11 protein-coding genes and 1 pseudogene are annotated in these 12,691 nt (G+C 41.1%); 3 read left to right on the top strand and 9 right to left on the bottom strand.

The window, feature by feature from the left end:
• The first annotated feature begins 179 nt into the window (after nt 1–179).
• On the top strand, nt 180–359 hold the full coding sequence (rpsU, locus tag F8S12_RS12155) for a 30S ribosomal protein S21 (RefSeq protein WP_196516544.1): 180 nt from the start codon (nt 180–182) through the stop codon (nt 357–359).
• A gap of 168 nt (nt 360–527) precedes the next feature.
• Here the strand turns inward: rpsU and pth are convergent, their stop codons facing one another.
• From pth to psbH, 6 genes are all read right to left on the bottom strand, one after another.
• Nucleotides 528–1,169, bottom strand: a complete 642-nt coding sequence (pth, locus tag F8S12_RS12160; protein WP_196516545.1) for an aminoacyl-tRNA hydrolase — start codon at nt 1,167–1,169, stop codon at nt 528–530.
• Nucleotides 1,170–1,202: 33 nt separating this feature from the next.
• On the bottom strand, nt 1,203–1,475 hold the full coding sequence (locus F8S12_RS12165; protein WP_196516533.1) for a TatA/E family twin arginine-targeting protein translocase: 273 nt from the start codon (nt 1,473–1,475) through the stop codon (nt 1,203–1,205).
• Nucleotides 1,476–1,860: 385 nt separating this feature from the next.
• Nucleotides 1,861–2,730 (bottom strand): DUF4351 domain-containing protein, encoded by an 870-nt coding sequence (locus F8S12_RS12170; protein ID WP_196516534.1) that lies wholly within the window; start codon nt 2,728–2,730, stop codon nt 1,861–1,863.
• 236 nt (nt 2,731–2,966) lie between these two features.
• On the bottom strand, nt 2,967–4,427 hold the full coding sequence (locus F8S12_RS12175; RefSeq protein ID WP_196516535.1) for a formylglycine-generating enzyme family protein: 1,461 nt from the start codon (nt 4,425–4,427) through the stop codon (nt 2,967–2,969).
• A 77-nt stretch (nt 4,428–4,504) separates the two neighbouring features.
• Nucleotides 4,505–5,077 carry a hypothetical protein gene (locus F8S12_RS12180; protein WP_196516536.1) on the bottom strand — a complete coding sequence of 191 codons (573 nt, stop codon included), beginning with the start codon at nt 5,075–5,077 and terminating at the stop codon, nt 4,505–4,507.
• 381 nt (nt 5,078–5,458) lie between these two features.
• Nucleotides 5,459–5,662 (bottom strand): photosystem II reaction center phosphoprotein PsbH, encoded by a 204-nt coding sequence (gene psbH, locus F8S12_RS12185; RefSeq protein ID WP_196516537.1) that lies wholly within the window; start codon nt 5,660–5,662, stop codon nt 5,459–5,461.
• 85 nt (nt 5,663–5,747) lie between these two features.
• On the opposite strand from psbH, the gene psbN reads away from it, so the two are divergent.
• Nucleotides 5,748–5,879, top strand: a complete 132-nt coding sequence (gene psbN, locus F8S12_RS12190; RefSeq protein ID WP_196516538.1) for a photosystem II reaction center protein PsbN — start codon at nt 5,748–5,750, stop codon at nt 5,877–5,879.
• A 46-nt stretch (nt 5,880–5,925) separates the two neighbouring features.
• Here psbN and F8S12_RS12195 read toward each other — a convergent pair whose 3' ends face one another.
• Nucleotides 5,926–9,132, bottom strand: coding sequence for an alpha-mannosidase (locus F8S12_RS12195; protein ID WP_196516539.1), 3,207 nt, complete (start codon nt 9,130–9,132; stop codon nt 5,926–5,928).
• An 88-nt stretch (nt 9,133–9,220) separates the two neighbouring features.
• On the opposite strand from F8S12_RS12195, the gene F8S12_RS12200 reads away from it, so the two are divergent.
• Nucleotides 9,221–10,951, top strand: coding sequence for a hypothetical protein (locus F8S12_RS12200; RefSeq protein WP_196516540.1), 1,731 nt, complete (start codon nt 9,221–9,223; stop codon nt 10,949–10,951).
• A 145-nt stretch (nt 10,952–11,096) separates the two neighbouring features.
• On the opposite strand, the gene F8S12_RS12205 is transcribed toward F8S12_RS12200, so the two are convergent.
• Together F8S12_RS12205 and F8S12_RS42295 are read right to left on the bottom strand one after the other, a co-directional pair.
• Nucleotides 11,097–12,299, bottom strand: a complete 1,203-nt coding sequence (locus F8S12_RS12205; RefSeq protein ID WP_196516541.1) for an MFS transporter — start codon at nt 12,297–12,299, stop codon at nt 11,097–11,099.
• A gap of 46 nt (nt 12,300–12,345) precedes the next feature.
• Nucleotides 12,346–12,519 (bottom strand): annotated as a pseudogene (locus tag F8S12_RS42295) (hypothetical protein); the annotation flags it as partial.
• Nucleotides 12,520–12,691: the final 172 nt, after the last annotated feature.

Genomic DNA, 12,691 nt, shown 5'->3' on the forward strand with positions numbered 1-12,691 from the left:
GGTGCATTAGGGCACTTACATTAACTTGTAGCTAAGTGCTAATTTTATGACCCAGAAGCACACATAACCCGCCTCAACTGGGCAAATAACCTCTTAATCTGACTTTAACTCAGGGGGGTTTTACTAAGTTTGAGGCTGATATTACAATGGAAACTATTCATAATGAGGAAAAGGCGAGAATGACCCAGGTGCTTCTAAAAGAGAACGAAGGAATAGACTCAGCTTTGCGTCGGTTTAAACGCCAGGTTTCCAAAGCTGGTATATTAGCCGACATCAGGTATCATCGGCACTTTGAAACACCGATAGAAAAGCGCAAACGTAAGGCAGTGGCAGCTAGACACAAAAGAAGTTTTAAATAAACCTATTTGGTTTAGGACTGGCGTTGCTTTATTTAATAACCGTGAACTACTCACACTGACTTGGAGCTTGCCTTGTACAGTTTGGGTTAGATGGAGCAAGCTAAAATCGCTGCCCATCAACCAAACTAAGCGTTTTTGCCAAACTTATAGGGCAGTATTCATCCACCCTTAAGACTCAGAATTATTAACGGTGCGGCTATTACAAACATTCATAGCCTTTTCTACTCCCTGTTTAAGGCTTAATTCTATACACTCAACTACGAACTGAAGTACAAGAGACATCAGTTGATTTTCGGCAACAGAAAATCGCCCCAGCACATGGGAGATAGTATCTGAATCATCGTTATTAGCTGCAACTTTGGGCTTACCAATACCGATTCGCAACCGGGGAAAATTTTGGCTGCTAAGATGTGCGATCGCACTTTTCATGCCGTTATGTCCTCCAGCCGAACCAGACAAGCGCAGACGAGTCTTTCCTAAAGGCAAATCCATATCGTCATAAATCACCAGCACTGACTCAGGTGGCAACTTATACCAACTTGTCACCGCTTGTATTGCTTGTCCTGAGCGATTCATATAAGTCAACGGTTTTAGCAAGCGAATCTTACCTCCACCTGATGCCATACCCTCGCCATACTCTCCCTGAAACTTGCGATTTTCCGCTAAGGGAATGCGCCAAGAACGAGAGAGAGTTTCCACACCAGCAAAGCCGATATTATGGCGTGTTTGGTCGTATTTGCTTTCTGGATTCCCCAACCCGACAATTAGCTGGGGAATCACCAAAGCTGTTTGTGTAACTGCTTCTGTCATTTTGCCTACAGTCAATTGATATGCTGCGCTCTCCTAGCTAGGTTGGGAAGAACTAGCGGTATCCTGCTCCGATTTAACAGACTCGATTTGCTTAGGTTCCAACTCAGCAGTAGTCTTTACAGTTTCTTCTAACTGTTCCACTTCTTTTTGAAACTCGTTTTGAAAATCCTTAGAAGCTTCTTGAAAACTACGAATTGTTTTGCCCACACTCCGGCCAATTTCTGGCAGCTTTTTTGGGCCAAAGATTAACAATGCTACTACCATAATTACACCCATTTCCGGCAGACCGATACCAAATATATTCATTTTTTGTCTCCTATAAACTCTAAAACTACTAGATAAACTTACACATCATATTATGTAGTCTACTAAATAGTTTTGGACTTTCGACAAGAAAACCTGTTGGCAAATCTCATTTTGCAACATTTGCTGCCGTTGGGGTGGAACCGTATCAATCTCACTGGTTGGTGATTATGTCGCCCAGCGATCGCCCCACGAGCGAGTTATACCTTATGTCTCTGACAATTCAAGACTTAGAACAATTACAGTCACAGAATCTATAACTGAGTCGTTTGGTTGATATAATCATAGGTTGGGTTGAACGAACGCGAATAGCGTCCTATAGGGAAGTGAAACCCAACAATTAACGCTTAATGTTGGGTTTTGTTCCTCAACCCAACTTACGCAGTTATTACTTATGTTGCAATGATGTACTGAACCAAGTTTCTAAATCTGCGATCGCCTGAAAATCTAACAAAGCTTCACCGAGATTTTCTAATTGCTCTATGGAGAGAGTTTCAATTCGCTTACGCACCTCTTGGGGTAATTCTCCCACGCGCCGAGTTAGTTGACGAATAATGAGCGATCGTTCCCGTTGTTCTCCTCGTTGTTCTCCTCGCTGTTCTCCTCGTTGTTCTCCTCGCTGTTCCCCTTCAGCGAGAATCTCTTGATAAATCACCGATTCGCGCATCATATCCTCCCGAAACAATTGTCGAATCAAGTCCTTTTCGTATTTTAACCCCGCTAAGATTTGAGTGTAAGCGGAAATTTCTAGTCGTTCTCTTCGCTCAAGTTGATTCACTCGTTCCACCACTTGTTGCAACAAGGCTTGGGGTCGGGTGGTTGCTGTTAGTGGTGCTAATGGTAACAAAGCCTGGTTATTGAGAAATAATTCGGGATTTTCTTCCCATAAGCAAATTACGCGATATTCGTGACGGGTGGTTTCGACATTGAAGACAGTTTCAATTACTGTCTCTGGTGTAGGAGGAAGCAATAATACGACAACTTGAGTGATTGGTAGACGATACAATCGATACAACCTTACCCAATAATCAAGCATCCGCAGGGGTAGGGGTGGTGTAGATTCGAGCTTGGTTTGAAATTCCAGGTGGAGAATGCGTTCTTGAAGTTGTAAGAATGTGACGTAATCAGCACGAATTGGCTCAATACTCAATTCGGTTTTGAGGACTGTAACACCAGTTTGCTGTGTACCTAATACCCAACTTGCAAAGGTGGTAGGATGTTTTTCGGACAAAAGTTTGCAGAGGTTGTCAAAGGACATGAATGACGGAAATATTTGGATATTTTTAGCTATTCTTTCACAAAATGGTCAAAATCTTTCGGTAACTTCTCAACAATTAAAACGTACCACTCAATACAATCATAAGTCTTTTGGATGACCGATAATTCTTTCATTGAAATTAAAAAATCTTAATATTTTTGCTAAAAAATTCGAGTCGCCAAAGGAGAAAAAAAGAAAAAGAGTAAAGGGCAAGAGGGAAAAAGTATAAAGGGCTACTAAAGAATCCTCCCAACAGCGCAGACAACACGAAAACCAATAACGCTGAAGATAACGCCGCGCTCCGCCCCGGTGTCGTGGCTGCGGGACGCGGAACGGCAGAGCTTAGGAACGTAGATCCAGGAACCGCCCCGCAGTACGGCACGTCCTTCCTTCTGAGAAAAATTATCATTATCATCAAACCAAGGACTGCCATCCGTTGGCGCACCTTTATAATTATTATGCGAATCATCAAGACACCATTCCCACACATTCCCGTGCATATCGTATAACCCAAAGGCGTTAGCTACTTTAAAACTCCCCACAGGTGTAATCTCTTTTCTATAAGTTCCTTTGACACCAGCACCATAAACTTGATTGGCATCGTAGTTAGCTAATTCCGACGTAATTGTTTGGCCAAAATGGAATGGTGTTGTTGTTCCGGCTCTACACGCATATTCCCATTGTGCTTCACTAGGGAGGCTGTAGATTCTGCCTGTATGTTGAGATAGGCGCAAGCAAAATTCAATTGCATCGTACCAAGAGACACGTTCTACAGGGCGATTTACTCCTTTAAAACGAGATGGGTCTTTATCTAGCTCCCGGTTCACCTGGGGTAACTGTGCCACAAATTGCCACTGCTCTTGAGTTACTGGATACTTAGCCAAGAAAAACGGCTCTACATTGACTGGATGCTGGGGATTTTCAAAGTCATAGCGTTCTAGCTCATCTGGTGGCGACCCCATTTTAAAAGTTCCTCCAGGAATTTTCACCATCTCTATGAAGGGTGCTGATGGTTCTCCTGTTACTTCACCAAGATATTCTTTAAAATAAGATGCTTTATTTTGTTTTCTGTTAGTTACTTGCCCGTGAGCATTAACTGTTACGGATTCAAACTTTTGAGTTTGCAAGTCTTGCTCATCAAAAATAATTTTACAATGCCAAGCTGGGATATCCTTTTCATGATCTTTAGCTTTGACTAATTTCTCAGTAAAATACTGTTTTACATCATCAGGAAGAATGTTAAAGGTTAGCTCGTCAACATAAAACCAGCCTGAAGGGGCTGTAACCAGCCGTGAAAGTGGGGCTAAAACATAGTGTCCAATTATTTTATTAGCACACGGTTCAGATTTATCAAAATCAACCTCTCCAGTTGTTGCAGCAATGCGAAACTCTCGCTTTTTATTATTAGGGTTTTTGTTATAATTTTCAACGATTTTGCGAAAGCTTTTAACAAATTCATAAGCATTCTTACTCTTTTCAAATAAGATACGATAACCATCGCCGCCCAATGATATAATTAGGTCATGATCAGGAGGATTTATGACTGAATCCAGAGCGTTTTCGACAAATTCTTGAATTAGTTTTATTAAGATGCGTGTCCCTTTTACCCCTATTTCGCGTTCAATTGCATCGCTAGATTCTGAAGACTTGACCAAATCTAGTTGGACTACAGTTAATTTAAGATTACCAGATTCCATAAAATCCTTAGTTTTTTCAGATTAATTACGCAAATAAATTTGATTGTAAATCACTCCTTATTGTTAATAAAAATTAATTATAATTTTCTATAAATAAGCAGACTTACAATAACTGAAAAAGGAATTACCAAAATTGAAGCAATTAAAATATATATGGCGTATGTAAAAACCTGAAATTTTAAAAAGGCAATTTCAGAATTAATAGTAATTTGCCCGGCAATATCCTCATATTCCTTTTTATAAGGTGTATTGATTGTACCCTCAAAGTAGTGCTTGTTCAGCGCATTTAGCAATTCAGTCGAACTATATTTCTGCAAATGTCCAAAATAGTAAAAATTATCTGTATCTTTCTTGACAAAGTTTGAGTTCTTAGGTGGTTTAGTTTGCAACCATAAAAGACGCTCCAAATTTGTTTTAGAAAGAAAAGAAAGTGAGCAGATTAAAGAACAAATACAAAGTAAAATTGTTGTTAGCAACAAACCAAAATTCAATGATTTTGGAATATTTTGTGCTGTAGCTAAAAGAGTTATGGTTGCAGTAATCCCAGCACCAGAAAAAGCAAGCAAAATACCGTTTTTAGCCTCAGCAAACTTTAGCCACTCATTAACATTCTGAAAAATTGCTATGAGCTTGGAAGAAACTTCATCCATAAATGTCAAATTTAATCATGAATATAAAGCAACAGTCAGAATTCAGAATTGGAAAGTAAAACAGGCTTGACGTAAGGCTATCAGACTGAGATTGTGTACTTCAACAAGTCGGTTAAAATTTGCTGTAATAATTAGTCTAAGTAGTGTTTATCTAAAACTATAATTGATATTAGCAGAGCCAGTCAATTTGCGATCGCAGTTAAGCCTAAGCAAATCTAAACTCTTTAACCATAGGACTTACGCATCAAGAAATGTAGGGGCAATTCATGAATTGCCCCTACAGTATTCTGACTCCTAAATTCTGAATCACAACTCACAAAAAAACCCGGACGAGCCGGGTGTAACTTAACTTGTTATCCAAACTTGATAGCTCTGTATCCGTTAACGCCCTACAGTCCGCCAATCGACAAGTACATCCTGAACCAACAGTGATTTATTGTAAAGTTGCAGAATAATCAGCAGAAACACGAAAAATAGCAAAATAAAAACAGCCATCACAGGGGTAGTACCCCAACCTGGAGACACCTTCCCATACTCAGAGTTCAGGGGTTTCAGAATATCTCCCAACCAAGTCCTTTGCGCCATAGTTCACCTAAGATTACTTGCCAAAGCTTTTTTTAATCTTCTGTAATATTCTATAAGAATAGCACTCATAATCTATCCCTCAATTATGGAACCCGCAATAGTTCTTAGCATTTCTGTATTTGCGGCGGTGGTTGCCATCACCGCACTGTCGATTTATACCTCCTTTGGCCCTCCTAGCAAGCAATTGAACGATCCGTATGATGACCATGAAGACTAAAAGTAGAGACGCGATTAATCGCGTCTCTACAAGATACTGAGCCAAGCTAAGAATTAGTCACTGGTATCACCTTGAAACTGGCGATTTTCCAGGGTGGTATCGTCAAGATTTGTTGCCCAGATGAGAATTCAGTAGTTGAGGAACGCTCCAACAAATCTACCGTGTCTCCTAGACTCAACCCTAAATCACTTTGTAAAGATAGCTTGGCTGTGTCTCCGTGACACTCATAACACCGCAAAATCAACTGTTGCGGTTCATCTTCAGATGGTTTCAAGGCCATCAAGATTAAATTTTCAGATGATAAATTCAGGAAACTCGCGCTGTCAAAAGTGCCGATAGCGGGGCTTTTAGCCTGTGTCCAGTTGTAAGTAGTGAGTGAGTTGACTATCACTTGTAAAGGTGTATTCAATTCATAGCCACGTCGTACCGTCTGGGCTGATTCCCAGCTATCGCCGTGGGGATACAAAGCATAGGTAAATTCGTGAAAGCCTCTGTCAGCGTCTATATCTGGCCAAGTCGGACTCCGTAGCAGTGTCAGGCGGAGTTGATTTGGTTTGCTGTCATAACCATATTTACAATCATTCAGCAAACTGACACCATATAAACCCTCTTTTATCTCCCCAGTTAAATCAGCCCAACGTAAGGCGGGGACTTCCCATTTTGCTTGTTCTGCGGGTGTTTGCGGTTTAGTTGGGCGGCGAATAGCACCGCAGGGAATTTCATAGGTAGCAAAATCTGCTTCAACGTTCAGAGGAAAAGCAGCTTTCACTAATACATGATTTTCTTGCCAATTGACGGTAGTGGCGATGTTTAGCAGAGGTGAACCAGCTTGCAAAATATAGTCTTGGCAAAATTCCGATTCACCTAACTGACGCACCACACGCACACGACTTTGCACTGGGCCTCGTTCTAGCCACTGAATAGATTGAAGATTTGTTGAGGGTAAGGGATGATCAGCATAATTGGGGTCAATATTCCAAGCATCCCAATATTGACCACTGTCTTTAAAGGCTTGTAGTTGATTTCCCGCCCCACTCAAAACTTCCCGTTGATAAGTTTTGTCAAAAACACTTGATAAATCTCCAGTATCAGGATCTATAACAACTTGTAGGAATTCATTTTCTAAAATCCAGTTTGGGAGAAGTGGGGGAGATATGACAGATGTGGGAGGTGAGGGGGAAAGCCAAAATATGCGGTAGCCTACGGGTGGAATTTCGGCGGCGAGAAATAGTAAAGTTGATGGTTCAGACAACTGAGAGACAACCGACTTTCCAGAAGCATCGTAAATCTGCCATTCCTGGGTAGCTGTTGCTGGCGTGGGTAAGGCTATAGAGACTACCTCGGAACGCTGCCAATTAAGAGAATTAAACACGAAAATAGGTAAATTATTAGGTTGTGGTGGTTCTGGTAGGGTAATGTGAGATGCGATCGCTAAAAGTGATTCATTTAATATCTTCGTTCCTACTTGTTCCACTTGCTGCCACTGGGGTAGCGCATCCAAATAAACTTGGGTAATTGAAGAACCAGGTAAAATATCGTGAAACTGTTGAAATAACACCTGCTTCCAAGCTGCTTCGATTTCTGCTTTGGGATATGTCAGACCACAGCTTACGGTTGCCAAAGTTGCAAACAGTTCGGCTTGATACAATAAAATTTCACAACGACGATTCCAACGTTTTTGATCTGCGTGGGTAGTGTAGCAACCGCGATGGAATTCGAGATATAATTCGTCATTCCAAGTAGGGAAAGGTGGGGGAGAATCCTGTCCAGACGCGATGAATCCCGTCTCTACAATTTGCTGTAAATACTTTTCAGCCGTCGTGAATTCTAAATCTGGGAAGAAAGGCGACTTTTGCCAGCGTTGAGCGGTTTCTAACATATCACGGGTGGGGCCGCCGCCGTGGTCGCCAACACCTGGTAGCCAAAGGGATTCTAATAAATTGGTTTGAGATTGCCACTCAAGAGCGTAGGATGCCATTTTAACTGGGTCAATGCTTTCACCGATGGGTGCAGACATCAAACTAAAAACTTCACTGCCGTCAGGCGATCGCCACCAAAAAGCCCCATAATCAAATTTAGTAGTGTCATTCCACCGCAACTTCTGCGTGACAAAATACTCAATTCCGGCATTAGCGAAAAACTGCGGTAAAGTTGCACAGAAACCAAAAGAATCTGGAACCCATACCACAGTTGAAAGCTTGCCAAATTTTTCCTGGATGTAGCGTTGACCATACAATAGTTGACGGACTATTGATTCACCAGCAATCAAGTTGAGTTCCGGTTCCACCCACATCCCGCCAATAACTTCCCAACGTCCAGAGGCCACCTGTGCTTGAATTGCCTTAAATAAATCCGGGCGATGTTCTTCAATCCAAGCATAAAGTGCGGGAGTCGAATGACAGAAAATTAGCTCAGGAAAATCTTCTTGCAGCTTTAAAGCCGACTCAAAAGTTTTTTGTGCCGCATTCCAAGTTTCACTCACAGTCCATAGCCATGCTAAATCTAAGTGAGCATGACCCAATAGGAAAATTTTGGATTTTGGATTTTGGATTTTGGATTGAATTAGGTTTTGACGTAGGGATAAAAACGACTTTACCAACTCTCCCTTCTCTTCCTGTGTGTCCTCTGCGCCTCGGCGGTTCGTAACCTCCCCCACCATCGCCGCCAAAACATCTAACTTCTCCGGTGCAAATTTTTCCAAATAAAGTTGCACTATAGCTAACTCATCAGCCACAAAACCCGGATCGGGATTATTATTATCAGTAGACTCATAAACTAAGAGCGATCGCACTAAAGCACCATCACAATGTCCCGGACTCACTAACCGCAAAGCTACAACAAACTCTTCCCCTGGCGTCACCCCCTGACTGAGAAGCACTCTAGGGGAACAATCAAATAAATCACCCTCCAGCACCAACTCCCCATTTACATAAATCTCGGCAGAATCTGCCCACCAAACCAGCGCCAGCCGCAAAGATAACCCAGATAAGTGATAACCCTGTAAATCTTGGGGAACCACTAATCTTTGTACTAGCCATAGCACTTTTTTGCCGCCTGTCCAAGGGATATGTTCTTTATCATTCAACTTAACAGGTTGCCAATAAGACAAATCAGCAGCTACAACATCAGTAATAATCAGGTTAGATTCCTGGTATAGCCAGGTAGACTGAAGATTAATTTGACAGTAAGAGCGCAGTTGCTCAATCGCTTGTGAGATGAATTTGGCATCAGATTGAGAGACAGTCTGGGTCATATTTTCGCTAAAATGAGGTGCTGGTCGTTTTTATTGTTTGGCGGGAGTCTCATAACTCAACAAGACTTAAACTAAAAAAATTACTACTATGTCTTCTAGTTCCTCTGGTCATTATCAAAGCAAACTATTTAACTTTGTCCACCAGCAATCTCGGCGGGTGAAACAACAGTGGGAACAAACCTTCCGACATTTGCAAGTTGCCACTAAATGGGGTGTGGAAATACTACTTTACCCAGTGTATCTACTGTTTCAGTCATCAGAAACATCTGGGAAAACGCTACACACTAAAGAACCACAACCTAGCCTAAAGTTACAACCAAATGATCCCGATCTTACACCCGATCTAACTGTTGATAGCCTCATTCAAAATGTACTTGAGGCTGTCCATTATTTATCATCTGATGAAGCCGCTTCTATTCCTGCAAAAATATCTGAGCCTTTTAACCCCTTGGTTTTTTTGGGAGTTTTTCGGCTGAAATTCGTTTATAATAACTCGAAAAATAACGTTAGTTCTCCTGAATCCTCAACTATTACAAAGAACAAAGCGGGAATTCTCAATCCCTTACAGCTAGAAAATGCTCTCCAGCAACATCTTCCAATAGTACGGGGAATTGCCACAAATTTGATGAATCGTAATTTAGTACTTGTTACTGCCGATAATGAAATTTTAGATGTTTTGACACTCCAGCAACAGGCAAAATTAGAAGACCGAATTATTAACGAAGTTGCTAAGTATTGGCAGTCTTCTCTACGACACGCTGCGCGTACTCCTACGGGGAAGCAAGCTACGCGTAGCGTTCCGTTGGTGCAGCCTCTCGTAGAGAAGGAAAGGAGGGTAATTGCAGCTAAAAAAGAAACGGAGTTATTACCACAAATTGACCGTTTATTAGCAAAACTTACTGACAGCAATCCGGCCGAAATTCCAAGTTTAGCCGAGGGGACACCGAAAGATTTGCTTCATAGAGATAGATTATTAGCATTTCTAGATATAGCCGTTGCTAAGTTGGAATCAAATGCTTTAGTACCCGTGCAAGAACGTAGCCACAAAATTGTCAAAGTTGCCAAAACTCAATTAAACATATTTCTTTATGGCAAAGAGCAAGTAACTGCTAGGGGAGAAATTGCAGCCACTGCTGATAGTTTGGAAACTAATACACTTAATCTTCAGGCTTTGATTGAGGGGGCGCTTAATTACTTTTTTGGTGTTGGGAGTAGAAAAACACTTGAGCCAACAACCAGTGATGATAGATTGCCAGGTAAACTATTATCATCACGCATTAGAAAAGCCTTGTCCAAAAGCCGTCAGTTCGAGAACCAGGATTTAACAGATGATCCTTGGCTAACATGGAATGATTTATTTGGTGACACGGAAACCGTTGCTGACAAGCCAGTTATACCTTCTCAAAGTCAAAATCCTGCTTTACCTTCAAGTTTCTCAGTAGGACATTTTCCACAAAATAATTCGACTGTAAAACAACTTAAACTCGAATCTGGTTTGATGCGAAGGAAACCACCAACTAGTAATCTTACCTCAATTCAAAAAACATCTAGAAAAGTCGTTTCTACAAAACAAACACAAGCCCGTATTTCCCAAAGCAAAAGCGAGAATTACAAAGGGGAAATTTTGCAACAGCAGTTTCACCAAAGCAGTCAAGTCGAGGCACAGCCAGACTGGATAGAAACCAAAGCAACTTCAACTGGCTATGAAAAGCACCCCTTAGAACAACTTCTGGAATGGCTTGATTATATTATGCTCTGGGTAGAAAAGAGATTTGTAAAAGTTTTTCAGTCATTGCGGCAGCTATGGCAGGGGAAATAATACTAATTCGTAATTCGTAATTAAGAAGGTCAGATTACATTTATCTCTATTACCAAAGCTGGCATCCAGAGGATAAGGTAGGGGCAATATTAGCTATTTTACATGGACTTGGAGGACGCAGCGATCGCTACAATAATGTAGTTAATTATTTGCTACCCAAACAAGTACAATACCTAAACACAAAAAAGACAATAATTGCAAAACCCGTCGCGGCATAAAACACGCTACTAATGCCACCAAAACCAAAAACATAGCCCATCAACAACGGCCCTAATGTTTGCCCTAATCCAAAAAATGTCCCGTTTACCGATATAATCGTCGCTAAATATTCTCTTGGTGCTAAATCTGCTAAAAGTGTTTGGATGCTAGGAAAACCAATACCAAGTCCAACACCAAAAATTGTACTAGGGATTAATAATAACCAGATATTTGACACGAAGGGAACAATTAGCATAGCTAAACCATAGAAAATATAAGACGCACTAATTAAAGTTTTAGCTGGAAATCTTCTAGCTAATCTGCCTAATTGGGAAGATGTGATTGTAATTGCTACAGAAACACTAGAAAGTAGCAACCCAATTATGCTAGGCGGCGCTTTGAATGTATCGCTAATTAATTGTGGTAAATAAGTAACGTAAGCGCCATAAAGGAAAACAAAGTTAGCTGCACTGGCAAAAAAAAGTCCAAATAACTGACGATTTTTCAGAACTTTTACGGCATTGCTTAAATACTGTTTGAGGTTGCGATCGCCTTGTGGTTCGGGATTTTTAAGTGCAAACAACACTAGTAACCCCAGAGGAATCGCTAAGATGGGCAGCGCGAAGGGATAATACCAACCTATTGTTGCCAATGCGCCACCTATCAGTGGATAAGTTGCTGTGCCAACACTGCTGATGCTGGCATTGTAACCCATTGCGGTAGTACGTCTGTCTCCTATATACAAATCGCCGATTAAGGTAATACTAAGAGAAAGCAAAGAAGCGGCACCAATTCCTTGCAGCAAACGCAACCATAGCAATAAATCAAAATTGCGGGCAAAGGCGCAAGCTGTACCAGCTATGCCAAATAAAAACAGGGAAGGAACGATAATTCTCTTTCTACCCCATCTATCGGCAAGGACACCAATAATCGGCCCTAAAAGCAGAGATGGTAATGTAAATACTGTAATCAATAAACCCAAATTTTTCGGATTGATATTTAAATCTTTCGCTAATTGCGGAAAAGCCGGAGTCACGCTAGAAACTCCGAGAACAGCAATCAGTACAACTGCACAAATAATTTGAAAGTTTAGCTCTAAATAAATTGGTTTCTGTCGTTCAAACTGGCTATTATTTTCTGGTGAATTCATGTTAGTTCCCCTGTGTATAAACAATCAAGAACGTGAAGCATCTACACTCTACCAGTGTATAAGCATAAACCCCACTAAAATCTGCTGGTGGATGCTTTGGGTTGAGGTTAAAGTGCTGAAGTAATTTAATTACAGTTTTATTGCGCTAAATTTTTTCCTTAATTACAGGACTTACGCAAACAATAGCCGAAACCTTGATTTTCAGGTAGGGGCAATTCATGAATTGCCCCTACAGCGTGTAGTTTTGCGTAAGTCCTAAATTAAAGGATTAGCGATCGCAATAATAGCGTTAATGACCTGTTCCGTGTTAATTAGAATCATTAATTATTAGGTATTGGTTATTGAGCACTTGTACTGAGCGTTGCCGTTGGCGCAGCCTCTCGTAGAGAAGT

The sequence above is a fragment of the Nostoc sp. WHI genome (assembly GCF_015714725.1).
GTDB lineage: Bacteria > Cyanobacteriota > Cyanobacteriia > Cyanobacteriales > Nostocaceae > Nostoc.